General features: G+C 64.4%; 19 protein-coding genes. 8 read left to right on the top strand and 11 right to left on the bottom strand.

Going from position 1 to position 25,254, the window contains the following annotated elements:
* From rapZ to secG, 8 genes are all read left to right on the top strand, one after another.
* The gene (gene rapZ / locus ACJD00_RS09690; protein ID WP_309406760.1) at window positions 1-894 is read left to right on the top strand and encodes an RNase adapter RapZ; all 894 of its coding nucleotides are present in this window, start codon (window positions 1-3) and stop codon (window positions 892-894) included.
* 11 nt (window positions 895-905) lie between these two features.
* A complete protein-coding gene (locus ACJD00_RS09685) occupies window positions 906-1,931 on the top strand; it encodes a uridine diphosphate-N-acetylglucosamine-binding protein YvcK (protein WP_309406761.1) in 1,026 nt (341 codons plus the stop codon).
* Between the two features lie 35 nt (window positions 1,932-1,966).
* Window positions 1,967-2,947 (top strand): DNA-binding protein WhiA, encoded by a 981-nt coding sequence (whiA, locus tag ACJD00_RS09680; protein ID WP_309406762.1) that lies wholly within the window; start codon window positions 1,967-1,969, stop codon window positions 2,945-2,947.
* Window positions 2,948-3,009: 62 nt separating this feature from the next.
* Entirely contained in the window at window positions 3,010-3,639 is a 630-nt protein-coding gene (locus ACJD00_RS09675) for a superoxide dismutase (RefSeq protein ID WP_309406763.1), read from the top strand.
* 185 nt (window positions 3,640-3,824) lie between these two features.
* Window positions 3,825-4,832, top strand: coding sequence for a type I glyceraldehyde-3-phosphate dehydrogenase (gene gap, locus ACJD00_RS09670; protein ID WP_418906838.1), 1,008 nt, complete (start codon window positions 3,825-3,827; stop codon window positions 4,830-4,832).
* A 16-nt stretch (window positions 4,833-4,848) separates the two neighbouring features.
* On the top strand, window positions 4,849-6,075 hold the full coding sequence (locus ACJD00_RS09665; protein ID WP_418906837.1) for a phosphoglycerate kinase: 1,227 nt from the start codon (window positions 4,849-4,851) through the stop codon (window positions 6,073-6,075).
* Between the two features lie 2 nt (window positions 6,076-6,077).
* Window positions 6,078-6,893, top strand: coding sequence for a triose-phosphate isomerase (tpiA, locus tag ACJD00_RS09660; protein WP_418906836.1), 816 nt, complete (start codon window positions 6,078-6,080; stop codon window positions 6,891-6,893).
* Between the two features lie 17 nt (window positions 6,894-6,910).
* The gene (gene secG / locus ACJD00_RS09655; RefSeq protein ID WP_418906835.1) at window positions 6,911-7,162 is read left to right on the top strand and encodes a preprotein translocase subunit SecG; all 252 of its coding nucleotides are present in this window, start codon (window positions 6,911-6,913) and stop codon (window positions 7,160-7,162) included.
* 92 nt (window positions 7,163-7,254) lie between these two features.
* On the opposite strand, the gene glgX is transcribed toward secG, so the two are convergent.
* From glgX to tkt, 11 genes are all read right to left on the bottom strand, one after another.
* Entirely contained in the window at window positions 7,255-9,348 is a 2,094-nt protein-coding gene (glgX, locus tag ACJD00_RS09650) for a glycogen debranching protein GlgX (protein ID WP_418906834.1), read from the bottom strand.
* The gene (glgA, locus tag ACJD00_RS09645) at window positions 9,345-10,796 is read right to left on the bottom strand and encodes a glycogen synthase GlgA (protein WP_418906833.1); all 1,452 of its coding nucleotides are present in this window, start codon (window positions 10,794-10,796) and stop codon (window positions 9,345-9,347) included. The genes glgX and glgA overlap by 4 nt, the downstream gene beginning before the upstream one ends.
* Before the next feature lie 2 nt (window positions 10,797-10,798).
* The gene (glgC, locus tag ACJD00_RS09640) at window positions 10,799-12,133 is read right to left on the bottom strand and encodes a glucose-1-phosphate adenylyltransferase (protein ID WP_418906832.1); all 1,335 of its coding nucleotides are present in this window, start codon (window positions 12,131-12,133) and stop codon (window positions 10,799-10,801) included.
* Window positions 12,130-14,322, bottom strand: coding sequence for a 1,4-alpha-glucan branching protein GlgB (glgB, locus tag ACJD00_RS09635; protein ID WP_418906831.1), 2,193 nt, complete (start codon window positions 14,320-14,322; stop codon window positions 12,130-12,132). Before glgB ends, glgC begins: the two co-directional genes overlap by 4 nt.
* A 111-nt stretch (window positions 14,323-14,433) precedes the next feature.
* Window positions 14,434-16,872: a glycogen/starch/alpha-glucan phosphorylase gene (locus tag ACJD00_RS09630; protein ID WP_418906830.1), complete on the bottom strand. Its 2,439-nt coding sequence runs from the start codon at window positions 16,870-16,872 to the stop codon at window positions 14,434-14,436.
* Between the two features lie 224 nt (window positions 16,873-17,096).
* Window positions 17,097-17,837, bottom strand: a complete 741-nt coding sequence (gene pgl, locus ACJD00_RS09625) for a 6-phosphogluconolactonase (RefSeq protein WP_418906829.1) — start codon at window positions 17,835-17,837, stop codon at window positions 17,097-17,099.
* Entirely contained in the window at window positions 17,827-18,768 is a 942-nt protein-coding gene (locus ACJD00_RS09620) for a glucose-6-phosphate dehydrogenase assembly protein OpcA (RefSeq protein WP_418906828.1), read from the bottom strand. Before ACJD00_RS09620 ends, pgl begins: the two co-directional genes overlap by 11 nt.
* On the bottom strand, window positions 18,765-20,285 hold the full coding sequence (gene zwf, locus ACJD00_RS09615) for a glucose-6-phosphate dehydrogenase (protein WP_418906827.1): 1,521 nt from the start codon (window positions 20,283-20,285) through the stop codon (window positions 18,765-18,767). The genes ACJD00_RS09620 and zwf overlap by 4 nt, the downstream gene beginning before the upstream one ends.
* A 13-nt stretch (window positions 20,286-20,298) precedes the next feature.
* Window positions 20,299-21,873 (bottom strand): glucose-6-phosphate isomerase, encoded by a 1,575-nt coding sequence (locus ACJD00_RS09610; RefSeq protein WP_418906826.1) that lies wholly within the window; start codon window positions 21,871-21,873, stop codon window positions 20,299-20,301.
* A 1-nt stretch (window position 21,874) separates the two neighbouring features.
* Window positions 21,875-22,978 carry a transaldolase gene (gene tal, locus ACJD00_RS09605; RefSeq protein ID WP_418906825.1) on the bottom strand — a complete coding sequence of 368 codons (1,104 nt, stop codon included), beginning with the start codon at window positions 22,976-22,978 and terminating at the stop codon, window positions 21,875-21,877.
* 16 nt (window positions 22,979-22,994) lie between these two features.
* Complete coding sequence (tkt, locus tag ACJD00_RS09600) at window positions 22,995-25,097, bottom strand: transketolase (protein WP_418906824.1); 2,103 nt, start codon at window positions 25,095-25,097, stop codon at window positions 22,995-22,997.
* Window positions 25,098-25,254: the final 157 nt, after the last annotated feature.

Raw genomic sequence — 25,254 nt, 5'->3', positions numbered from 1 at the left:
ATGACCGCAGAGTATGAGTCCGTCAAACCTCCCGAATCGGAGCTGGTGATTGTCACCGGCATGTCCGGTGCGGGGCGCACCACCGTCGCCCATGCGCTCGAAGATCAGGGCTGGTATGTGGTGGAGAACCTTCCACCGGCCCTGCTCGGCACGCTGACCGAGCTCATGAGTCGCTCGCGCGGATCGATTCCGCGACTCGCCGTGGTCATGGATGTGCGCTCGAAGGAAATGTTCCCGGAGTTGCGCGAGGCGCTGGCGATGCTGACCAGCGGCGGCATCAAGTTCCGTCTGGTGTATTTGGATGCCAGCGACGAAGTTCTGGTTCGTCGTTTCGAACAGGGCCGGCGCCCGCACCCCCTGCAGGGCGATGGGCGCATCGTCGACGGGATCAAGCGCGAGCGCGATGTCACCGCCCCGCTACGCGACGCCGCCGAGCTGGTGCTCGACTCCACCGGCATGTCGGTGCACGATCTGGTGCGTTCGGCCACCGAGTTGTTTAGCGAGTCCGGCCCGATCGTCTTGCGCGTGAACATTATGAGCTTCGGCTTCAAGTACGGTCTGCCCACCGACGCGAACTTCGTGGCCGACGTGCGCTTCATTCCCAACCCGCACTGGGTTCCGGAATTGCGTCCGCAGACCGGTAAGGATCGCGAAGTCTCCGATTACGTACTGGGTCAAGACGGCACGGGCGAATTTATCGAGAACTACCTCAAGGCCCTGGAGCCCGTTTTCGAGGGGTACCGCCGCGAAAACAAGCATTACGCCACCATCGCGGTGGGGTGCACCGGCGGTAAGCACCGTTCGGTGGCCACGAGCATCGAACTGGGCCGGAGACTGGCTCAGCTACCCAACGTTCGGGTCAACATTACGCACCGTGACCTAGGCCGAGAGTAAAGAGGCGAATCATGGCATTTGCAACCGGGCCGATCCCCATCCAGGGGCTGAACCGCGATGACGGTCAACGTAACCTGTCGATCGTCGCGTTGGGCGGCGGGCACGGGCTTTCGGCCTCGCTTTCGGCACTGCGCCGCCTGAGCACCGACCTCACGGCCGTGGTGACCGTGGCCGACGACGGGGGTAGTTCCGGGCGGCTACGTGAATCCTTCGACGTGCTACCACCCGGGGACCTGCGTATGGCCCTAGCCGCGCTCTGTGACGACAACGACTGGGGGCGTACCTGGCGTGATGTGATGCAGCATCGCTTTACCTCCACGCAGAATATGGCCGAACCGTTGAACGGCCATGCGGTAGGCAACCTGCTGATTCTCGCGCTCTGGGAGTTGCTCGAGGACCCGGTGGCGGGCCTGCGCTGGGCCGGTGCACTGCTCGGCGCCCGCGGTCAGGTGCTGCCGATGAGCACGGTGCCGCTGTCCATTCACGGGGAAATACTCGAGGCCGACGAGGCCACCGACACGCTGCTACGGCGCCGAGTCGAGGGCCAAGCTCAACTGGCCAGGGCCGGATCGGGCTCACTGGTCACCAATGTGGCGCTCGAGCCGGCCGACGCTCCGGCCTGCCCCGAGGCGATGAACGCCATCGAGCTCGCCGACTGGGTCGTGCTCGGCCCGGGGTCTTGGTACACCTCGGTGCTGCCGCATCTGCTATTGCCGGAATTGCGTCAGTCGCTGGCCGATACCACCGCCAAGAAGCTGTTGACGATGAATCTGTCGACTAACACCGCCGAAACCAGCGGCCTCGACGCGGCGGCACATTTAGAGGTGCTGGTCCGCTACGCGCCCGAGGTGAGATTCGACGCCATCATCGCCGATGAGCAACGTGTCAGTAACCGGGAAAGATTTGAGCTGGCAGCGCAAAAACTCGGCGCGCAGGTGTTTTTTAGTAGAGTGGGAGTATCCGACGGGCGTGCGGTGCATGACCCGTTGCGCCTAGCGGCGGCCTATCACGAGGTATTTACCGCGATTGGTTCCTGAGCACAGTGCCGGAACCTTGTAAGGGAGTTTGATTCATGGCATTGACGGCTTCCGTCAAAGACGAGCTGTCGCGGGTTGAAATCCGTAAACCTTCGCAGCGTAAGGCTGAGGTTTCCACCATCCTGCGTTTCGCCGGCGGCTTGCACATTGTCTCCGGGCGTATCGTCATCGAGGCCGAGGTTGACCTTGCGTCGACCGCGCGCCGATTAAAAGTTGCCATTGCTGATTTGTATGGCCACGACGCAGAAATCGTTATGGTCTCGGGGTCCGGCATCCGTAAGGGGAGCCGGTACATTGTCCGCGTAGCCAAGGAGGGCGAGGTACTCGCCCGGCAAACCGGACTACTCGACCAGCGCGGCCGACCGGTGCGTGGATTGCCATCGGTCATCGTCAACGGTTCCACCGCCGACGCCGAGGCCGTCTGGCGTGGCGCCTTCTTGGCCCACGGGTCGCTGACCGAACCCGGACGCAGTTCCGCGCTGGAAATTACCTGCCCCGGCCCGGAAGCCGCGCTCGCACTGGTGGGCGCCGCCCGCCGACTAGATCTCACCGCCAAGGCACGCGAGGTGCGCGGCGTCGACCGCGTGGTGCTGCGCGACGGCGATGCCATTGCTCAGTTGCTCACCCGCATGGGTGCGCACGATGCCTTGATGGTGTGGGAAGAGCGCCGCATGCGCAAAGAGGTGCGCGCCACGGCCAACCGGCTCGCCAACTTTGACGACGCCAATCTGCGGCGTAGTGCACAGGCGGCGGTTGCCGCGGGGGCTCGCGTGGAGCGCGCCCTAGAAATTCTCGGCGACGAGGTGCCCGAGCACCTGCGGTACGCCGGAGTGCTCCGTTTGGAGCACAAGCAGGCGTCGTTGGACGAGTTGGGCCGTATGGCCGAACCGCCCATGACCAAGGACGCGATCGCTGGCCGCATCCGTCGGCTTTTGGCCATGGCGGATAAAAAGGCCAGTGAACTGGGAATACCTGGTACCGAGTCCAGCGTTCCAGTAGATGCACTGGAACAGTAAGTGTCCCTGCGGAAGCCCTTTCCGCGGAGATTCAACCAAATTTCACTGATTTGAGGAGAATCATGGCTGTTTATTCGCTGCCTGAACTGCAGTACGACTACGCCGCCCTGGAGCCGAACATTTCGGCTCGCATCATGGAGCTGCACCACTCGAAGCACCACGCCGCTTACGTAGCCGGCGCCAACTCTGCACTGGAGCAGCTGGCCGAGGCCCGCGCCAAGGGCGAGTTCGGCAACATTCCGAAGCTGTCCAAGGACCTGGCTTTCCACCTGGGTGGTCACACCAACCACTCGATCTTCTGGAACAACCTGTCCCCGGAGGGTGGCGACAAGCCGGAGGGTGAGCTGGCAGCAGCCATCGACGAGTTCTTCGGTTCCTTCGATGCCTTCCGTGGTCACTTCACCGCTGCCGCCATGAGCCTGCAGGGTTCGGGCTGGGCCGTGCTGGCCTACGAGCCGATCGCCGGCCAGCTGGTTATCGAGCAGCTGTACGATCAGCAGGGCAACGTGCCAGTGGCAACCACCCCGCTGCTGATGCTGGACATGTGGGAGCACGCCTTCTACCTGGACTACGTCAACGTTAAGGCCGATTACGTCAAGGCCTTCTGGAACATCGTGAACTGGGCCGACGTCCAGGCTCGCTTCGAGGCTGCCCGCGCCGGTGCCAGCTCGTTGATCGTTCCGGGCAAGTAAACTTACTTTAGCGGTAAGTTAGCTCACATTCGACGCGAAAATAGCGTAGGATGTTAAGTGTGCTTACGCGGACCCCTTTCGAGGGGTCCGCGTGACACGACACAACGGAGTGTCCTACATCAAATAGGCCACCTCCGTTTTGCGCGGTTGTGGCGACAAATTCCCTTCAAGTAGGAGATAGTCACGTGACAACTCGTGTTGGAATCAATGGTTTTGGACGCATCGGCCGCAACTTCCTGCGTGCCAGCCTCGCACACAATGCAGATCTGCAGATTGTCGCCGTCAACGACCTTGGTTCGATCGACGCGCTCGCTCACCTGGTGAAATTCGACTCCGTTCTCGGCCCGCTCGCCCAGAATGTGTCCGTTGAAAACGACACCATCGTCGTCGGCGAAGCGCGCATTAAGGTTCTCTCCGAGCGCGATCCGGCCAGCCTTCCGTGGGGCGAGCTTGGCGTAGATATCGTGGTTGAGTCCACCGGCCTGTTCACCAAGGCCGACGCCGCCAAGAAGCACCTGGACGCCGGCGCCAAGAAGGTCATCATTTCCGCACCGGCCAGCGGTGAAGACATCACCGTCGTGATGGGTGTGAACCAGGACAAGTACGATCCTGCGGCACACAACATCATCTCCAACGCCTCGTGCACCACCAACTGCCTGGCCCCGGTCGCCAAGGTTCTGAACGATGAATTCGGCATCGTCGACGGCCTGATGACCACCATCCACGCTTACACCGCAGACCAGCGCCTGCAGGACGCACCGCACAGCGACCCACGCCGTGCCCGCGCCGCCGCGCTGAACATGATCCCGACCTCCACCGGTGCCGCCAAGGCCATCGGCGTGGTGCTGCCGGAGCTGAAGGGCAAGCTGCACGGTTACGCCATGCGTGTGCCGGTTCCGACCGGTTCGGCTACCGACCTGACCGTCAACCTGGCTCGCACCGCCACCGTTGAAGAGATCAACGCCGCCTTCGAAAAGGCCGCCGCCTCCGGCGACCTGGCCGGCTACCTGGAGTACTCGACCGATCCGCTGGTCTCCACCGACATCGTCACCAACTCGCACTCGGCAATCTTCGATTCGGGCCTGACCACCGTCATGGGCAACACCGTGAAGGTCCTGGCCTGGTACGACAACGAGTGGGGTTACTCCTCGCGCCTGGTCGACCTGGTCGAATTCGTTGGTTCCAGCCTGTAGTCGATAACCTAGAGACATGTCTTCACACACTCTCGACGAATTGCTCGCCGCCGGGGTCTCGGGACGTCATGTCCTGGTCCGTAGCGATCTGAACGTGCCGCTAGACGGCTCAACCGTAACCGACGACGGGCGTGTACGCGCCTCGTTGCCGGTGTTGACCAAGCTAGCCGAAGCCGGAGCCAAGGTTATCGTCATGGCTCATCTTGGCCGCCCCAAGGGCACCGTGGACCCGAAGTACTCCATCGCCCCGGCCGCCGCGCGGCTTGGCGAGCTGGCAGACTTCGACGTGACCGTGGCCAGCGACGTTGTCGGCCCTTCGGCCCGTGAGGCCGCAGCCTCCTTGGCCGACGGTGCCGTGCTGGTCCTGGAAAACGTGCGCTATGACGCCCGCGAAACCTCCAAGGTGGATGCCGAACGCGAGCAGTTCGCTCGAGAGTTGGCGGAGTTGACCGGTGACAATGGTGCCTACGTGAACGACGCCTTTGGCGCCGTGCACCGCAAGCACGCCTCGGTGTATGACATCGCGGCCCTGCTGCCCAGCTACCAGGGCGACCTGGTGGCCACCGAAGTCAACGTTCTGAAGACCCTTACCGAGGCTCCTAAGCGTCCCTACGTGGTGGTCCTCGGTGGCTCCAAGGTTTCGGACAAGCTCGCGGTGATCGACAACCTGCTGGGCAAGGCCGACCACCTGCTGATCGGTGGCGGCATGGCCTTCACCTTCCTCAAGGCGCAGGGTTACGCCATCGGCGGCTCCCTGCTCGAAGAGGATCAGATCGATACCTGCACCGAATACCTCTCGCGGGCCAAGGAACTTGGCTGCGACATTATTGTCCCGAGCGACGTGGTGGTGGCCGAGAAGTTCGGCGCCGATGCAGCGCATGAGGTCTTGGCCGCAGACAAGATCGAAGAGGCAAGCTTCGGCTCCTCCGGTCTGGGCTTGGACATCGGACCGAAAACCGCGGAGCTCTTCGCCAGCTACATCACCAGCGCCAACACCGTGTTCTGGAATGGGCCGATGGGTGTCTTCGAAATCCCGGCCTTCGCCGAAGGTACCCGGACGGTGGCGCGCGCGCTGGCCGATTCCGAGGCATTCAGCGTCGTCGGTGGTGGCGACTCTGCCGCGGCCGTGCGTTCGCTGGGCTTCGCCGATGACGACTTCGGGCACATCTCCACCGGCGGTGGCGCTTCGCTCGAATACCTCGAAGGTAAGACCCTGCCGGGTGTTGCCGCACTGGAAAGGTAGCAATGACCATTTCGCAAAACGGTGCCTTCGTGCGCCAGCCGCTGATCGCGGGCAACTGGAAAATGAACATGGACCACGTCCAGGGCATCACCTTGGTGCAGAAACTGGCGTGGACGCTGAAGGACGCCGAGCACGACTACAGCCGTGCCGAGGTGGCCGTGTTCCCACCGTTCACCGATATCCGCGGGGTGCAGACCCTGGTCCTCGGGGACAAGCTCGACGTGGTGTACGGCGCGCAGGATTTGTCCACTCAGGACTCCGGCGCCTACACCGGTGAAATCTCCGGTCAGTTCCTGAACAAGCTCGGCTGCCAGTACGTGCTGGTCGGACACTCGGAACGCCGCGAATACCACCAGGAGTCCAACGCGGTGATCGCCGCGAAGCTGGCCGCAGCGTACCGCCACGAACTGACCCCGGTGCTCTGCGTCGGCGAAGGGCTCGAGGTGCGCAAGGCTGGAGAGCACGTGCAGTTCACCCTGCAGCAACTGAACGAGTCGCTCGACCAGGTCACCGCCGAACAGGCGGCCAATCTGGTGATCGCCTACGAACCGGTATGGGCCATCGGCACCGGTGAAGTGGCCGGCCCGGCCGACGCTCAGGAAATGTGCGCCGCGATCCGTGTCGCTTTGCGCGAACGTTTCGGCGAGGAGATCGCCGAAGCCACCCGCCTGTTGTACGGTGGGAGTGTAAAGGCAGCCAATGCGGCGGCGATTATGCGCGAACGTGACGTAGACGGCGTGTTGGTCGGCGGTGCCAGCTTGGATGCTGAAGAATTTGCTAATATTGTCAGGTTCGAGCATCACCTCGTCACCGATTAATTAAGGAACTATCGCTAGTGGATATCCTCAAGATCATTCTGCAAGTTTTCCTGGGCATCACCAGCGTGTTGCTGACCCTACTGATCCTGTTGCACAAGGGTAGGGGCGGCGGCATGTCGGATATGTTCGGCGGCGGTATGACCAGTTCGCTGGGTTCCTCCGGTGTTGCAGAACGTAACCTGAACCGCATCACCATCATCCTCGGCCTCGTGTGGGCCGCGGTGATTATTGGCCTCGCGCTGGTTATGCGTTTTAGTGCGGAATCCTAAGCTCCATCGGTGAGCTACCAATAGCCACTAAAAAATCCCGATCCACGAACTGTGGATCGGGATTTTTTATGCCCGGCAGCGTCGTGGGTGGATCAATAACATCCGTTGCTCAACACCACCACGGACTGTGCCGCGGCGCTATAGCTATCGGCGGCCGTGCCGTTGGCCTCTGGGCGGGCACTATCGACCTCCAGTTGCCACGGCTGGTCCGCGGACGCCGGCGGGAGGTAGAAGTCGCGCTCGGCCCCCAGATTCAGCACGATGAGCACCGCACCGGGAAGCGCTTCACCCCGTGGGTCCTCGGCCACACCGCGCAGCACAACCGCTAGCGACCGAAACTCGGGATCTAACCAATCTTCCGGACTCGGGGTGCTGCCATCGGGTCGTAGCCAGCTGACATCCGGATGCCCGTCGCCACGTGTTTGGCCATGGAGGAAGTTGCGCTGGCGAAGCAACGGAAGTCTGCCACGTAATTCAATCAGGCGCTGGACGTAGCTGAACAGCTTCCGGTCGGGAGCAGACCAGTCGATCCAGCCCAGCTCGTTGTCCTGAGCGTAGGCGTTGTTGTTTCCTTGCTGGCTATTGCCGATTTCATCGCCAGCCAGCAGCATCGGCACCCCTTGAGACACCAGCAACGTGGTGAGCATGCCGCGTACACGCTGGCTGCGAGCCGTAAGGATCTCCTCCTGCTCGGTGGGCCCCTCGACGCCAAGATTGTCGGTGAAGTTCTCCGAATGCCCATCCCGATTATTTTCGAGATTGGCCTCGTTGTGTTTGTGCGCATAGGACACCACATCGTGCAGGGTGAAACCGTCATGGGCGCTGAGGAAATTAATCCCCGCGGTGGGGCCGAGCCCGGAATGATCGAAGAGATCCGCCGAGCCCAAGAGCCGTGCACCGAGTTTGGCTTGTTCAAGTCCATCGCCGCGCCAAGCCCGGCGCACCCCGTCACGGTAGCGGTCATTCCACTGCGCAAAGGGGTAGGGGAAATGTCCGAGCTGATAGCCGCCAGGGCCCAGGTCCCAGGGTTCGGCGATGAGCTTGAGCTCGGACAGCACCGGATCCTGCCGGATCGCCTGGAAGAAGGCCCCTCGAGCGTCGAAGCCCTGCTCGTTCCGTCCGACCGCTACGGCTAAGTCGAAGCGGAAGCCGTCGACCCCGAAATACTCAGCCCAGTGCCGCAGGCTATCCATCACCAGGCGCAGCACCATGGGGTTATGCACCGCCAGCGTATTCCCGGTCCCGGTGTCGTTGACGTAATGACGTCCATCGTCGAGTAGCCGGTAGTAGCCGGTGTTGTGCAGTCCGCGCAGATTCAACGTGGGCCCGCGTGCGTCGCCTTCGCCGCTATGGTTATAGACCACATCGAGGATGACCTCGATCCCGGCCTCATGCAGGGTGTGTACCAGTGTGCGTAATTCGGCGGCCGCGTCGTGCTGGGCATAGCGCGGCTCCGGCGCGAACCAGGCCACCGGCTGATAACCCCAATAGTTGCGCAGACCCTGCTCCACCAGAAAACCGTCGTCGATAAACGCCTGTACCGGCAGCAGCTCCACCGCGTTGACCCCTAGGGACTGCAGATGCTCAAGCACCGCCGGGTACCCAAGGCCGGCATACCGCCCGCGCAATTCAGCCGGGACCTCGGGGTGGGCGGCGGTCAACCCCTTCAGATGCGCCTCGTAAATCACCAGATCGGATAGCTCATGACCGGGACGATTCTGGGCCGGATCGGGGCCGCTGGGCGGGCCAAGAATGATCGCCTTGGGAACCACCGGCGCACTGTCGCGTTCATCTAAAAGCAAGTCGTCGTCCGGCCCATGCACGCAACCAGCCATCAGCGGGTCATAGCGCAGCGGCCCGTCTAACGCCCGGGCGTAGGGGTCGATCAGCAGCTTATTGACGTTGAAACGCAGACCATCGCGCGGACGGTGCGGGCCAGCGGCCCGGATACCATAGCGAGCCCCCGGACCGACCCCGGCGATGTGGGCATGCCAAATGCCGCCCTGCCGGTAGGGGAGCGCGATGCGATGCTCGTCTTGCTTCCCATCCTGCTCGTTGAATAGGCAGAAGAAGACCGCTTCGGCCTCCGGCGCCCACAGGGCGACGTTGACGCCATCGGCGGTGAGGCTCACCCCGAGCGGCCCGGGCCGCCCGGGGGTGAGACGATTCGTGCTCGGTTGGGTCATCCGAGCAATTCCGTGAACAGTGCCGCATAGTGAGCGGCCGAGGTGCCCCAGTCCACCGGGGCCCGCAAGGCCTGAGCACGCAGGCGCGACCACGCTTCGGCATCGGCGTACAGGTCCACGGCGCGTCCTAGGGCGAAACCCAGTCCACCGGGATCGATGTCACCAAAGGTGAAACCGGTGGCGGTGCCCTGCGCGAGATTTTCTGGGTTCGCATCGATCACGGTGTCGCGCAGTCCGCCGGTGGCCGCGACCAGTGGCACGGCCCCATAGCGTAGCCCGATCAGCTGGGTCAGCCCACAGGGTTCGAAGCGCGAGGGCACCAGCACCAGATCGGCCCCCGCATACATGCGGTGGCTCAGCGGCTCGTCGTAACCGATGCGTAGGCCCACCGACTGCGGGTACCGCGCGGCCAACTCACCCAGCGCGTATTCGTACCCGGGGTCGCCCGAGCCGAGCACGACCACGGCACCACCGGATTCAATGAAGGTGGGAAGTTTCTCCAGCAGCAGGTCCACACCTTTTTGATGGGTGAGCCGGGTGACCACCACGGCCAGCGGGCCGTTGGGTTCGGCCAGCGAAAATTCCTCGAGTAGCGCCCGACGGTTCGCCGCCTTGGGTTCGGGGGCGTCGGCCGAGTAGTTGATGATGACCGGGTCGGCGGCCGGGTCCCAGACCCGGGTGTCGATGCCATTGAGGATGCCATGCAGCTCACCGCGATCGCGGCGCATCGCCACGACCCCCTGAAGGCCGAAACCGAACTCGGCACTGGTCAGTTCCTCGGCATAGCTGGGACTGACCGTGCTCACCCGACTGGCATGCACCATGCCGGCCTTGAGCGTGCTGACCAGCCCGTGATACTCCAGCGCGTCCGGATGGAAATCCCAGGTGGGCAGCTGGAGACGATCGAGCTGATCGGGTCCGAACACCCCCTGGAACGCGATGTTGTGGATCGTGAGCAGGCTCGGGGTGCTGGCGCCGGCATACTTCAGGTAGGAGGGCACGAGACCGGCTTGCCAGTCATGGGCGTGCACCACATCCGGGCGCCAGCGGTCGCTGGTGCCCTCAATGGCCAGCCGGGCCCCAACCCAGGACAGTGCCGCGAAGCGCACATGGTTATCGTGATGATCGTGGCCGTCGACCACATAGGGGCCGCCGTCGCGCTCATAGAGGTGCGGGGCATCGAGCAGGAGCAGATCAAGATCCGCGTAGCGGCAGGCACGGACACAGGCCGGGCCGCCGAACAGGTCATCGGTCCGCCACAGCCGCCGGGTGCGCCCCACCCGCTCGAGCAGCCCCGGGTAGGCGGGCATGAGGATGCGACTGCGCCACCCCAGCGGCTCCAATGCGGCCGGCAAGGCACCGACCACATCGGCGAGCCCGCCGGTTTTAATGAGTGGGGCGCACTCGGAGGCGACCGAGAGAACGCGGCGTTGCCGGCGTGCGGCCATCGTTACCGCCCATCCAGTAGATCGGCACGAGCAGACAGCGAACCGTTCATGATCGCGGCCCGCTGATCAAGCATCGGCTGGGTGATCAGCACGATGCCCGATTCGGTGCGCCGGAACCAGCGGGCGTCCTCCTCGGGATCCTCGCCGACCACGAGACCCTCGGGGATGCGCACCCGGCTGTCGATGACGCATTTGCTCAGTTGCGCGTTGCGCCCCACATCCACATTCGGCAGCATGACCACCTCATCGAGTTTCGAGTAGGAGTGTGCACGCCCACCGGTGAAGACCAGGGACTTGTGGACTTCGGCACCGGAAAGAATGCAGTTGCCCGAGATCAGCGATTCGATCGCATGGCCGCGGCGGGCGTTGTCATCGTGGATGAACTTCGCCGGAGGGGTCAACTCCGAGTAGGTCCAGATCGGCCAGTGATTGTCGTAGAGGTCCAGCGGCGGCACGACCTGGGTCAAATCGAGATTCGCCCGCCAAAAGGAATCGATGGTGCCCACATCACGCCAATAAGGTTCGGTTTCCAGCCCGGTCATCACGCAGGACTCGGTGAACTTATGGGCATAGGCGCTGCCGTTGCGCACGATATCCGGAATCAAGTCGTGGCCGAAATCGTGGCTGGAACTGGAATCCAGGGCATCGCGTAGCAGGAGTTCGCGCAGGAACTTCCAGTTGAATACGTAGATGCCCATGGAGGCCAGCGCCATCTCCGGGTTATCGGGCATGCCCGGCGGGTCGGCCGGCTTTTCCAGGAAGTCGACGATGCGGCCCTGCTCGTTCACGTGCATCACCCCGAAGCCGGTGGCTTCGGCGCGCGGGACGGTGAGGCAGCCGACGGTCACGTCGGCGTTGGTTTCCACATGCTGGCGCAGCATGATTTCGTAGTCCATTTTGTACACGTGGTCACCGGCGAGGATGATCACGTATTCCACATGGTAGTCATCGACAATATCGATATTCTGCGTCACGGCGTCCGCCGTGCCTAGGTACCACTTATTTTCCTGCACACGCTGGCTGGCCGGGAGGATATCGAGGTATTCGTTGCGCTCGGAGCGGAAGAAATCCCAGCCGCGTTGCAGGTGGCGGATGAGCGAATGCGCCTTGTACTGGGTGGCCACGGCCATTTTGCGGATCCCGGAATTCAGCGCATTGGACAGCGGGAAGTCGATAATGCGTGACTTGCCACCGAAGTGGACCGCGGGTTTAGCGCGCCGGTCGGTGAGTTCCTCGAGACGGCTACCGCGGCCGCCGGCCAGCACGAAGGCCATCGCCTGGCTCGAAAGGCGCGGTGGTGCCCCGATAGGTTGGTGCGCGTCGGGTGTTGGTGTCATGACCGTTCCTCCACAAAATAGATTGCCGACAAAGGTGGGAGAGTGAGTAGTGCTGATTGTGCTTCGCGGCCGGCCGGAACATCTTCGGTTTCGATGGCCCCGCCGTGGCCGCGATTCGCCCCGTGGTAGCAGGCCGAATCGGTGTTTAACGCCTCGATCCAGCGTCCGGACACCGGGAACCCCAGACGGAAGCCGGTGCGCTCGACCGGGGTGAGATTTAGGACGACGACCACATGTGGGTCCTCGGGTGCGCCGCGCCGCAACCACGCGAACACCTGGTTATCGAGGTCGTCGACCAGGAGCCATTGGAAGCCCTCGGCCTGCGCATCGCCGCGGTGCAGGGCAGGTTGTTCGCGGTACAGCCGGTTCAGGTCGCGAACCACCGCTTGGACCCCGGCATGCCCCGGGTCCTCGAGCACGGACCAATCCAGTTCGCTCTGGTAGTTCCATTCGGCAGGCTGGCCGAACTCTTGGCCCATGAACAGCAGCTTTTTGCCGGGGTAGCCCCACATGTAGCCGTAGAAGGCTTTCAGGTTCCCGAGCTTATCCGCGTGCGACCCGGGCATGCGCCCATACATCGAGCCTTTACCGTGCACGACCTCGTCGTGGCTGATCGGGAGCAGGAAGTTTTCGCTGAAGGCATAGGTGATGCCGAAGGTGAGCTGGTTGTGGTGGTGCTTGCGGTAGATGGGGTCCTTGCCGAAGTATTCCAGCGAGTCGTTCATCCAGCCCAGGTTCCACTTGTACCCAAAGCCCAGCCCTCCGGCGTCCACCGGGCGGGTGACCCCGGGGTAGGCGGTGGAGTCTTCGGCGATCATCGCAATGCCGGGGTGCTGCCCGTAGCTGGCGATATTGGTTTGGCGCAGGAACTCCAGCGCCTCGTAGTTCTCGTTGCCGCCATCCTTGTTGGCGATCCATTCGCCCTCTTTGCGCGAGTAGTCGCGGTGGGTCATCGAGGCCACGGCATCGACGCGCAATCCATCCAGATGGTATTCCCCAAGCCAGTACAGCGCGTTGGCCACCAGGTAGTTGCGTACCTCGGGGCGGCCGTAGTTGTAGATTAGCGTGTTCCAGTCCGGGTGGAAGCCCTCGCGCGGGTCGAGATGCTCGTAGAGCGCGGTGCCGTCAAAGCGCCCCAGACCGTGCTGGTCGGTGGGGAAGTGCCCCGGCACCCAGTCGGCGATGACCCCCAGCCCGCGGGCATGGGCGGCATCGACGAACGCGGCAAAGTCCTTTGGCGTGCCATAACGTACGGTCGGGGCGAAGAGCCCGATGGGCTGGTACCCCCAGGAGCCGTCGAAGGGATGCTCACTGATTGGCAGCACCTCAATATGGGTGAATCCCATGTCGGCGGCGTAGTCCACCAGTTCGGTGGCCAACTGCAGGTAGCTGAGCGAGGCGGCCTCGGCGCCGAGCCGGCGCCAGGACCCAAGGTGGACTTCGTAGACGCTGATGGGGGCGTCGACCGCGTTGAGCTCCGCCCGCCGGGCCTCCCACTGCTGATCCTGCCAACGGTGGGTGCCAAGGGAGCGCACCACCGAGCCGGTCGCCGGTGGGTGCTCGGCGCCAAAACCCACCGGGTCGGCCTTGAGCGGAAGCAACTGTCCGTCCGGGCCGATGATCTCGTATTTGTAGACCGTGCCATCGTCCAGTCCGGGCAGGAACAACTCCCAGACGCCGGTGGAGCCACGGGCGCGCATCGGGTGCGTGGTGCCATTCCAGGCGTTGAAGTCACCAACGACCGAAACCCGCTGTGCATTGGGCGCCCACAGCGCGAAGTGCACGCCGGGAACCTGCTCGTGGGTGATCAGGTGGGCGCCGAGCACGCTCCACAGGCTCCGGTGTTCGCCTTCGCCGATGAGATACTCGTCGATCTGGCCGATGACGGGCCCGAAACGGTAGGGGTCTTCCCGTTCCTCTTCGAGCCCCGACGCCCAGCGAACGCGCAACCGATAGTACGGTAATGCCGGGCCGATGAACGTGGCCGCATCCGCCGGATGGCGTTCGAGCTCGATCTCGTCGGTGGCGTTCACCACCGAGATCCGTTTGGCACCGGGGAGCCGGACCACCACATGGCGGCCATCGGCGGTGGGCCCGAGCGCCGCGAACGGGTCCGGGTGCCTGCCCTGAGACAGCAGGCGTACCTGATCCTCGTTGATCACTAGCTTTGTTGTGTCCTCGTCTGCCACTTGGACTCCTTGGTGTAGCGATTGATGATAATCCAAGCACACTCGGCGCGGCCTGACCTCAAAATGACGCGTGTCACGCCTCTATGACTTGCCGAACTTAATGTGTGCGTGTCAGAGCGCGGATTCAATGTCCCAAATGTGCGTCATATACTCGCGAATTGAGCGGTCGGAACTGAAATAGCCCATGCGTGCCACATTGCGAATCGCCATCTGCTGCCAGCGGGCCGGGTCGGTGTAACACTGCGCCACTTCGCGTTGCGCCCGGTCATAGTCCTCGAAATCCGAGGTGACCAGGAACCAGTCGCTATTCCACAGCGTGTCGAGCAGCTGGTCATACCGATGCGGATCCTCGGGGCTGAAGGTACCCTCGGCGATGGCCTGGAGCACATCGCGTAGGCTCTGACTTGCCTCCAGCGCTTGGCGCGCGTGATCCGGTTGGGCCCGGCGCTCGGCGACCTGCTCGGTACTCAGCCCGAAGAGGAAGAAGTTCTCCGGTCCGACCTGTTCGCGGATCTCCACGTTGGCCCCATCCAGGGTGCCGATGGTCAACGCACCGTTGAGCGCGAACTTCATGTTGCCGGTGCCCGAGGCCTCCATGCCGGCCGTCGAAATCTGCTCGGAGAGGTCTGCGGCAGGAATCAGCTTTTCGGCCATGGAGACGCCATAGTTTGCCGGGTAGGCCACGCGTAGCAGGTGCGCGGTCTCCGGGTCGTGATTCACTACCTCGGCGACATCGTTAATGAGCTGGATGATCAGCTTGGCCATGTGATAGCTCGGCGCGGCCTTGCCGCCGAAGATTTTGACGCGCGGCACCCAGCCGGCCTGCGGGTCACGCTTGATGCGCTGCCACTGCGCGATGGTCCACAGGATGTTCAGCAGCTGGCGCTTGTACTCGTGGAGCCGCTTCACCTGGGCGTCGAAGAGCGCTTCGGTGGGTAACTCGATGCCGTGTTCGCGGGCCAGCCAGCCGGTGAATCGTTCCTTGGCTTGGCGTTTGCTGCGTCCAAAGGCGTCGCAGAAGGCCGGATCCTCGGCATAGGGTTCCAGTTCGCGTAGCCGCTGCAGATCGGTTTCCCAGCCGGGGCCGATGGTGTCAGTGATCAGCGAGGCCAGGGCCGGGTTGGCCAGCTTGAGCCAACGGCGCGGGGTAATGCCGTTGGTGATGTTGACGATGCGTCCGGGATGCAACGCGTTATGTACCGGGAAGAGCTGGCTGCTGACCAGTTCGGTATGGAGCGCCGAGACCCCGTTGACCTTATGGCTCGTGGCGAAGGCCAGATCGCCCATGCTGACCTGATCCCCGCTGATCAGCCGCACCGGGTCGGGGCTATCGGCCTGCAACTGCACAAACTGGGTGTCCAGGGTTTCGACGATCTGCAGGTGGCGGGGCAGGACCTTACGCACCAGACCCACGCTCCAGCGTTCCAGGGCTTCGGGCAACAGCGTGTGATTGGTGTAGCCCAGCACCTTGGTGGCCACCGACACCGCGGAGTCGAACTCAAAACCGTGCTCGTCGACGAGCAAGCGGATCAACTCCGGGCCGGCGATGGCCGGGTGGGTGTCGTTCATCTGGATGGCCACGTACTCGGGCAGGCGGCGCAGATCCTCGTGCGCGGCCAAATAGCGACGCAGGATGTCCTGAACGGAGGCCGAGGTCAGGAAGTATTCCTGGGAGAGCCGTAGTTCCTTGCCGCCGTCGGTGGTGTCGTTGGGGTAGAGCACCCGGCTCAGGCTACGGGCCAGGGCCTCGGCCTCGGAGGCCGCGGCGAAGTCGCCGGCGTTGAAGCGCTGCAGATCGAAGAGCTCGGCGCTGGGCATCGCCGCCCACAGCCGCAGGGTGTTGGCCCAGTGCCCGCCATAGCCGACCACGGGAGTGTCATGCGCCGCGGCCAGCACCCGGGAGCCCGGGGACCACAGTGTGGCGCCCTCATGTGTGGTGACCTCGCCGCCGAAGCCCACCGGGTAGGCCGCCTCGGGACGGGTGAAGTCCCAGGGGTTGTCGGTGGCCAGCCAGTTTTCGGGGGTTTCGATCTGCCGCCCGTTTTCAAAGCTTTGGCGGAACAACCCATGCTCGTAGCGCAGGCCGTAGCCGTAGGCCGGACAGCCCATGGTGGACATCGAGTCCAGATAGCAGGCGGCTAGGCGGCCTAATCCGCCATTGCCCAGCGCCGCGTCGGGTTCGCCCTCGGCTAGCTCGGCAAAGCTCAAACCGAATTCCTCGAGTACCTGCACCGCCACCTCGCGCAACCCCAGATTGATGGCCTGATCCTCGAGCAGTCGACCCATGAGGAATTCCATCGAGAGGTAGTAGACGCGCTTGCGGTCCTCGTCCCAGGTGCGGCGGGTGGCGGCAAACCAGGGATCTACCGCGTGGTCGCGTACCGCATGGGACAGTGCCATCCGCCAGTCGAAAAGTGAGGCCTTCTGCGGACTTTTGCCGACCGTGTACTGCAGGTGGCGCAGCAACGCGCGGCGGAACTGCTCCGGCGTCGGCGCGCTGGCCCCCGGGTCGGTAGCGCGAAAATCTCGGATATCGATTTGTTCAGACATGTGGTGCTCCCGCGAGGGTCAAGTGGGACATGGAATTTCATGCGCTGCTGTGTGAAGAGAGACTTTATCCTAGAGCCGGCTATATGACGTCGATGTCGCGCTCAGTGCACGTCATGTTAACGCGCAGTCACCGGCTGGCTGGCGAAGGTTTACCGGTAGTTAACGCATCAGGCCCCCGTCACCGATGATCTCGGTGACGGGGGCCTGATGCGCACGGGCATAGCTTAGAGCAGCGTGGCCGCGGAACGGTCGATGAGCCAGCGGGTGGCCTCGGTGCCGCGTACGGCGCTAGCCGGCACGGCGACCTCGTTGACCTCATGCTGCGCGGCGGCCAGGGCCGGGGCCTTTTCGGCCCCCGCGACCAATAGCCATACCTCGCGGGCGGTGTTGATCAACGGCATGCTCAGCGACACCCGGTCGGCCGGTGGCTTGGGGGAGTCGTGCACCGCCAGCACTCCGGCCTGCTCCAGCCGGGTGTGGTTTGGGAAGAGCGAGGCCACATGCGAATCCGGCCCCATTCCCAACATGAGCACGTCGAACTGCGGTGCGCTGGCCCCTTCGGGCGCTTCGGCGGCTAGCGTTTCGGCGTAGGCCGCGGCGGCGCTTTCGGCGTCGTCGAACTCGTCGCTTGAGCCCATGGCATGCACGGTGGCACGATCCAGCCCCAACTCCTCGAGGGCCGCGAACAGCGGTTCGGCCTGACCCACGTTGCGGTCGGGGGAGTCGGCGGCCACGAAGCGCTCGTCACCAAACCAGAAGTGCACGAGCGAGAAATCCACGGCCACCCGGGCCGGGTTGCGCGCCAACGCCAGCAACGAGTTAATGCCTAGGCTGCCGCCGGTGAGCACCACGTGCGCCACGCCGCGGGCGGCGATCGCGTCGCTGATCGCGGTGATCAGCCGGGCCGCGATGGCCTCCGCGGTGGCCGCGGCGTCGGGGTGGATAACGATATTTCTAGCGATCACTGGAGGTAATGCTCCTCAGGTTGGTTAGGTTCAGGCCACGGGTGACCACCTCGCCGAAGAGGTCGTCGGCGTCGAGCCGGCGCATTTCCTCGGCCAGACATTCGGCCACCGATCGACGCGGCAACGAAATTCGTTGCGGTGCCGAGCCCGGCAGGTACAGCTTCGCCACCTCGCCGGAGGGACGCGAGAGTTCCACATCCCCGCCGTCCCGGGTCAACCGAACGCTGGAAAGTCCACCGGTGGACTTATCGGCGGCGATCGTCACCGGCACGTTCAGGCACATCGTCAACCAGGCAGCTAAGAGGCTGGTGGATGGCGAGTTGGCCGAACCCTTCACGGTGATCCCGGTCAGCCCGTCGGGGCCGATCAGATCCAGAATGCTGGCCAGCTGGGCGCGCCACAGGGTGATACGGGTCCAGGCCAGATCGGTATCGCCGGCACGGTAGGTTTCGGCGCGCTGGAACAGGGCCGCGGTGGGATCTTCCATTTCGCTCGCATCGGTGATGCGCCGGTGTGCCAGCCGCCCCAACGGGGTGTTGTAGGGGTCGGCCGGAACCCCGTGCGGCCACCAGGCCACAATCGGGGCGTCCGGCAACAGCAGCGCCGAAATCAGCGCCTCGTCGGCCAGGATATCCGGGCCGTGGGTGCGCATCACGATAACCTCGGAAGCCCCGGCGTCACCGCCGACGCGAATCTGCACATCCAGCCGATTCTCGCCGTTGGTGGAGCCGCGCACCACCACGATAATGCGGCAGGGGTGCTCACGGCTGGCGAGGTTCGCCGCGTCGATCGCTTTTTCGGCGAAGCCTTCGCGGGTGATCACCACCAGGGTCAGCACTCGGGAGAGCGCCACCACGCCGTGGGTGCGGCGCGAGGACAGCAGCGTCTTAGCCACCTTGGAGGTGGTGGTATTGGGCAGTTCGATCATCATGGTCGGCGCCAGCTCCTTGCGTCGCGGTTCATCAGCTCGTCCGCGCTCTGAGGCCCCCAGGAACCCGGGTAGTAGGGTTCGGGCTGTTCGGGAAGCTGGGCCCAGTGCTCCTCGAAAGGATCGAGAATACGCCAAGACTGCTCGACCTCCTCATGGCGCGGGAACAGCGGCGGCTCGCCGAGCAGCACGTCCAAGATCAGCCGCTCATAAGCCTCCGGGGAGGACTCGGTGAAGGCGTTACCGTAGCCGAAGTCCATGGTGACATCGCGGATCTCCATCTGGGTGCCGGGCACCTTGGAGGAGAAGCGGATGGTCGCGCCCTCATCTGGCTGCACCCGGATCACGATCGCGTTCTGCCCAAATTCGTCGGCCTCGTGGTCGGTGAACAGCAGGTTCGGGGCCCGCTTGAGCACCACCGCGATCTCGGTGACGCGGCGGCCCAAACGCTTGCCGGCGCGCAGGTAGAACGGCACCCCGTCCCAGCGACGGGTGTTGATATTCACCCGGATGGCCGCGTAGGTTTCGGTTTTCGACTTCGGGTTGAAGCCTTCCTCGTCGAGGAAGCCAACGACCTGTTCGCCGCCCTGCCAGCCGGAGGTGTACTGCCCGCGGGCACTGGCCGCCCCCAAGTCTTCGGGGAGCTTGACCGCGGCGAGCACCTTCTCCTTTTCGCTGCGCAGGTGATCGGCGTCGAAGGAGATGGGCTCCTCCATAGCCGTGAGCGCCAGCAGCTGCAGCAGGTGGTTCTGGATGACGTCGCGGGCCGCGCCCACCCCGTCGTAGTAGCTTGCGCGGCCACCAATGCCGATATCTTCGGCCATGGTGATCTGCACGTGGTCCACGTACTTGTTATTCCACAGCGGCTCAAAGAGCTGGTTGCCGAAACGCAGTGCCAGAATATTCTGCACCGTTTCCTTACCCAGGTAATGGTCGATGCGGAACACCGAATCGGCCGGGAAGACCGACTCGACGATGCTGTTCAGTTCGCGGGCGCTGGCCAGGTCGTGCCCGAAGGGCTTTTCGATGACCACGCGTTCCCAGCCGGGGTTCTCGTCGTTCGCCAGCTTATGCTCGGAGAGCTTCTGGCAGACCACCTCGAACCAGCTCGGCGGGATCGAGAGATAGAAGGCGTGATTGCGCCCGGTGGTGCGGGACTCGGCCAGCTCATCCAGGGTGGCGGCGAGCTGCTCGTAGGCATCGTCGTCGTCAAAGGCACCCGAGATGAAACGCATCCCCGCCGCGAGCTGGGTGAACACCGTCTCGTTGAAGGGGGTGCGGGCGTTGGCTACGATCCACTCGCGGGCCTGGGCGGCGAAATCCTCGGCGCTCCAGTCGCGGCGGCCGAAACCGACGATGGCAAAGTTTGGGGGTAGCAGGCCGCGGTTAGCCAAATCGTAGACCGCGGGCATGAGCTTCTTGCGGGCAAGGTCGCCGGTGATGCCGAAGAACACCAGCGCGCCCGGACCGGCGATGCGATTTAATCGCCGGTCACGGGCGTCACGTAGTGGGTTGTTCATGTTGTCCTTGGTCCTAGCCGGCGGCCTGCAACAGCGCTGCGATGCCGGCGGCACGGTCGGTCAGGTGCACCCGAAGCAGCGGGCGTGCGTGCTCGGCGTCGGTGAGAACCGCCGCGTCGCCGCTGGCCTGCGCGGTGATCAGCCCGCCGAAGCTAAAGGGACGACCCTCGATCGGCAGATCCTCCGAAGCATCCCCGGTGAGCTGCAGGAACACGCCCTGGCGCGGCCCGCCCTTGTGGTACTGGCCGGTGGAGTGCAGGAAGCGTGGACCCCAACCGAAGGTCACCGGGCGTCCGGTGGCCGCGGCCAAGGCATCGCGCAGCGCCAATAGCTCGGCGTCCTGCTCACGATCCAGGTAGGCCTGAATGGCCAGGTAGCCGTCGTCGGCCAGCTTCGAGGTCAGCGTGCGCAAGGCCTCGCTCAGGGTGCGAGCGCTGGTGCCGTAGAGCTCGACGCTGCCATCGACCGCATCCGGGGTGCCCGCGGCCGGAGCGTCCAGCAGCGAGCGGGCCGCGGCCTTGGCCGCCTCCACATCCGGCTGGTCAAAGGGGTTGATCCCCAGCAACCGGCCGGCGACCGCGGTGGCGTATTCGAAGAGCATGAAGCTGGTGCCCAGCGGGGCGCTGACGTGGATTGCCGTGGCTTCCTCGTCAAGCTCCTCGGGCAGTTCGGCGTGGATGTACAGCGGCAGGGTGTCGGCCGCCGGCTCGCGCAGTTCCGGGGCGTCCGGACCCAGAGCCACCGGCAGTACGCCCTTGCCGAGCTTGCCGGTCGATTCGGCGATGAGCTGTTCGGCCCAATCGGCGAAGCCCGGCAGTGAGCCGGGGAGTCCGGCAATCAACAACTTATCGCGGCCGACGGTGGCCATGGCCGCACCTAGGTGCAGGGCCAAGTTGTCTTCGTCGTCGGTGGCCAGCAGGTCGGCGATCAGTCCGGCCTCTTCGACCAGTGCCTGAATATCGGCACCGGCCAGCCCGGAGGGCACCAGGCCAAAGGCGGTCAGGGCCGAGTAGCGTCCGCCGACATTCGGGTCCGCGTTGAAGACCGCGCGCACACCGTCCGGGTTATCCATCGGCGAGCCCGGGTCGGTGACCAGCACCAGACGGGTGGCCGGGTCGATGCCGGCGGCGTTGAACGCGCTGGTGAAGGCGCGACGCTGCGAGTCGGTTTCCACGGTCGAACCGGACTTCGAGGAGACCACCACAACGGTGCGCTCGAGGTCGGTGCCGACAATGCGGGCCGCGGCCTGCGGGTCGGTGGTGTCGAAAATAACCAGGTCGACACCGTCATTCGCGGCGATAACCTCGGGGGCCAGCGAGGAGCCACCCATACCGCAAAGCACCACGCGGTCTAGCCCCTCGGCCAGCAGTTCTTCGCGCAGGGCGAGAATCTGCGGGACCAGCGCCTCGGCGGCCTCGAAGGGGGAGACCCAGCCCAAACGGATGGAGGCCTCGGATTCTGCCTCCGGACCCCACAAGGTGGCATCCTTCGCGGCAATGCGGCTACCGACGCGGTCTTCGATGAGTTGCGGCAGCTGTGACTCGACGCTGGCTAGGGCCGCGCCGGAAGTGATGAGCCCTAGCTCCATATTAGTTGGCCCCCTTGAGAGCCTGCTCCATGTCGGTGAGCAGTTCGTTCCAGGCGACCTCGAACTTGTCGACGCCCTCAACCTCGAGCTGCTCAACAACCTGGTTGTAGTCGATGCCCAGCGCGGCGAGCTGATCCAACACGTGGTTGGCCTCGGCGTAGGTGCCGGCGATCGCATCCGGGCGGATCACGGCCTGCTCCGCGGTGGCCTCGAGGGTCTTCTCCGGCATGGTGTTCACGGTGTGCTTGGCCACCAGCTCGGTGACGTACAGGGTGGCCGGGTAGGCCGGGTCCTTGACACCGGTCGAGGCCCAGAGCGGACGCTGCACATTGGCGCCGGCGGCGGCCAGCACCTCGAAGCGGGCCGAGGAGAAGGACTCCTCGAAGACCTGGTACGCCAACCGAGCGTTGGCCACGCCAGCCTTACCGCGGACGGCGGCGGCTGCCTCGGTGCCGAGGGCGTCCAGACGCTTGTCGATTTCGCTGTCCACGCGGGAGACGAAGAAGGAGGCCACCGAGTGGATCTTCGACAGGTCCAGCCCGTTGGCGTGGGCCTTCTCCAGGCCGATGAGGTACGCGTTGATGACCTCGCGGTAACGCTCGAGGGAGAAGATCAGGGTCACATTGACGCTGATACCCGCGGCGATGGTTTCAGTGATGGCTTCCAGACCCTCGACGGTGGCCGGGATCTTGATCAGCACGTTCTCGCGGTTGACGCGCTGGTGCAGCTCGGCGGCCTGGGTGATCGTCCCGGCGGTGTCGCGGGCCAGACGCGGGTCTACCTCGATGGACACGCGGCCATCCACGCCCCCGGTGGCGTCGTAGATCGGACGGAACAGGTCGCAGGCTGCGGCCACGTCGTCGCTGGTGATCTCGGTGATGGCGTGCTCGACGCTCTGTCCGCGCTGCTCGGCGATGGCCTCGCCGTAGACCTCGGCGTTGGACAGCGAGGCGGCGAAGATCGCCGGGTTGGTGGTCACACCGGTGACGTTCTTTTCCTCGATCAGGGCGGCCAGCGAACCGCTGGTCAGTCGTTCGCGGGAGAGATCGTCGAGCCAGATGGATACGCCGGCGTCGTGCAGGGCCTGAGTCTTCGGGTTGCTCATGGTGATATTTGTTCCTTTACTTAGCGACGTTCTTGGCGGCAGCGACCACGGCTTCGGTGGTCAAACCGAATTCGCTGTACAGCTTCTGGTAGTCCGCCGAGGCACCGAAGTGATCCAGCGAGATGATTGCGCCGGCATCGCCGACCAGTTCGCGCCAGCCCTGAGCCACGCCGGCCTCCACGGAGACACGGGCGGTGATGGCGGCCGGCAGCACCGACTCGCGGTAGGCGGCGTCCTGCTTGTTGAACCATTCGAGGCTGGGCAGCGACACCACGCGGGCGGCGATGCCATCGGCGGCCAGTGCTTCGCGTGCTTCGACGGCCAGCTCCACCTCGGAGCCGGTGGCGATGATGATGACATCCGGGGTGACCTCGGCGCCGTCACGGACGGCCTCGGCCAAGATGTAGCCACCCTTCAGCGTGCCGGAGGCTGGCTTGAAGCCCGGCGCGGTGCGGTCGTAGACCGGCAGGTTCTGGCGCGAGAGCACAATGCCGGCCGGGGTGTTGGTCAGCTCCAGGATGCCCTGCCAGGCGTAGGAGACCTCGTTGGCGTCGGCCGGGCGCACCACGTCGAGGTTCGGGATGGCGCGCAGGCTTGCCAGCTGCTCGACCGGCTGGTGGGTCGGGCCGTCTTCACCCAGACCGATGGAGTCGTGCGTCCACACGAAGATCGAGGGGACACCCATCAGCGCGGCCAGACGGATCGCCGGGCGCTGGTAGTCCGAGAAGATCAGGAAGGTGCCGTTATAGGCGCGGGTCGGGCTGGAGAGCACGATGCCGTTGGTGATCGACGCGGCGGCGTGCTCGCGGATACCGAAGTGCAGCACGCGGCCGTATGGGTCGGCGTTCCACTTCGAGGTGCTCCGCGAGGCCGGGGCGAAGGACTTGGCCGATTCGATGGTGGTGTTATTCGAACCTGCCAGGTCGGCCGAGCCGCCCCAGAGCTCTGGGAGCACGTCGGCGATGGCGTTGATGACCTTGCCGGAGGCGGCGCGGGTGGCCATGGAGGTGCCGGCTTCGAACTCTGGGAGCGAGTCGGTCCAGTTCTTCGGCAGTTCGCCGGCTTCGAGACGGGCCAGCAGGGCTGCACCCTCCGGGTTAGCCTGCTGCCAGCTGGCGAAGTCTGCGTTCCAGGCCTCGTGAGCAGCGGCGCCGCGGTCGATAACCTTGCGTGCGTGCGCGAGAACTTCTGGATCCACCGCGAAGTTGGCCTCCGGGTCGAAGCCCAAGCTGCTCTTCAGGGCTGCGACTTCGTCGCCGCCGAGCTTGGAGCCATGGATGCCGCCGGTGTTCTGCTTGGTCGGCGAAGGCCAACCGATAATGGTGCGCAGCGAAATGATCGACGGGCGGTTGGTTTCGGCCTTGGCCGCACGCAGGGCGGCATCGAGGGCCTGAACATCTTCGACGTACTCGCCGGACTCGGTCCAGTCCACCCGCTGGGTGTGCCAGCCGTAGGCCTCGTAGCGGGCCAGAACGTCCTCGGTGAACGCAATGTCGGTGTCGTCTTCGATGGAGATCTTGTTGTCGTCGTAAATCACGACGAGGTTGCCCAGTTCCTGGTGACCGGCCAGCGAGGAGGCCTCGGAGGTCACGCCTTCCTGCAGGTCGCCGTCGGAGGCGATAACCCAGACGGTGTGGTCGAAGGGGCTGGTGCCGGCCGGAGCATCGGCATCGAGCAGACCGCGCATGCGGCGCTGGGCGTAGGCGAAGCCCACCGCGGAGGCTAGGCCCTGACCCAGCGGACCGGTGGTGATTTCAACGCCGTCGGTGTGACCGTACTCCGGGTGGCCCGGGGTCTTGGCGCCCCAGGTGCGCAGGGCTTCGAGGTCCTCAAGTTCCAGACCGTAGCCGGAGAGGAACAGCTGCAGGTACAGGGTCAGCGAGGTGTGACCGGGGGAGAGCACGAAACGGTCGCGACCGATCCACTGCGGATCCTTCGGGTCGTGGCGCAGGTGCTGCTGGAACACCAGGTATGCGGCGGGCGCCAAGCTAATGGCGGTACCGGGATGGCCGTTACCAACCTTCTCAACCGCGTCGGCGGCCAGCACGCGCGCGGTGTCGATGGCCTTGCGGTCCAACTCGGTTAGGGAGAACTCTTTGACTGAGGATTCTGTCGCCATGGTGGCGTTCCTTCCATTTGGCTTTGGCGGGCGATGTACCCCGCATACACGCAGTACGCCGCCGATTCCGAGATTTTTGGAGGCTCAACACCAACATTATCCGGGAAGCGACGGCGCGTTCATATCCCACTCTAGCGTGCAAACCATGGCAAAACAG

Source organism: Glutamicibacter endophyticus (assembly GCF_048457885.1).
Taxonomy (GTDB): Bacteria; Actinomycetota; Actinomycetes; order Actinomycetales; family Micrococcaceae; genus Glutamicibacter; species Glutamicibacter endophyticus.
This window is presented reverse-complemented; position numbering and strand designations above follow the sequence as displayed.

Bases quoted from the DNA above. Each gene is read 5' to 3' on its own strand.
- zwf (WP_418906827.1), bottom strand. From the start codon at position 20,285: ATGAACAACCCACTACGTGACGCCCGTGACCGGCGATTAAATCGCATC.
- tal (WP_418906825.1), bottom strand. From the start codon at position 22,978: ATGAGCAACCCGAAGACTCAGGCCCTGCACGACGCCGGCGTATCCATC.
- ACJD00_RS09610 (WP_418906826.1), bottom strand. From the start codon at position 21,873: ATGGAGCTAGGGCTCATCACTTCCGGCGCGGCCCTAGCCAGCGTCGAG.
- tpiA (WP_418906836.1), top strand. From the start codon at position 6,078: ATGACCATTTCGCAAAACGGTGCCTTCGTGCGCCAGCCGCTGATCGCG.
- glgA (WP_418906833.1), bottom strand. From the start codon at position 10,796: ATGGCCGCACGCCGGCAACGCCGCGTTCTCTCGGTCGCCTCCGAGTGC.
- tkt (WP_418906824.1), bottom strand. From the start codon at position 25,097: ATGGCGACAGAATCCTCAGTCAAAGAGTTCTCCCTAACCGAGTTGGAC.
- ACJD00_RS09620 (WP_418906828.1), bottom strand. From the start codon at position 18,768: ATGATGATCGAACTGCCCAATACCACCACCTCCAAGGTGGCTAAGACG.
- rapZ (WP_309406760.1), top strand. From the start codon at position 1: ATGACCGCAGAGTATGAGTCCGTCAAACCTCCCGAATCGGAGCTGGTG.
- ACJD00_RS09685 (WP_309406761.1), top strand. From the start codon at position 906: ATGGCATTTGCAACCGGGCCGATCCCCATCCAGGGGCTGAACCGCGAT.
- ACJD00_RS09665 (WP_418906837.1), top strand. From the start codon at position 4,849: ATGTCTTCACACACTCTCGACGAATTGCTCGCCGCCGGGGTCTCGGGA.
- ACJD00_RS09630 (WP_418906830.1), bottom strand. From the start codon at position 16,872: ATGTCTGAACAAATCGATATCCGAGATTTTCGCGCTACCGACCCGGGG.
- glgX (WP_418906834.1), bottom strand. From the start codon at position 9,348: ATGACCCAACCGAGCACGAATCGTCTCACCCCCGGGCGGCCCGGGCCG.
- glgC (WP_418906832.1), bottom strand. From the start codon at position 12,133: ATGACACCAACACCCGACGCGCACCAACCTATCGGGGCACCACCGCGC.
- ACJD00_RS09675 (WP_309406763.1), top strand. From the start codon at position 3,010: ATGGCTGTTTATTCGCTGCCTGAACTGCAGTACGACTACGCCGCCCTG.
- whiA (WP_309406762.1), top strand. From the start codon at position 1,967: ATGGCATTGACGGCTTCCGTCAAAGACGAGCTGTCGCGGGTTGAAATC.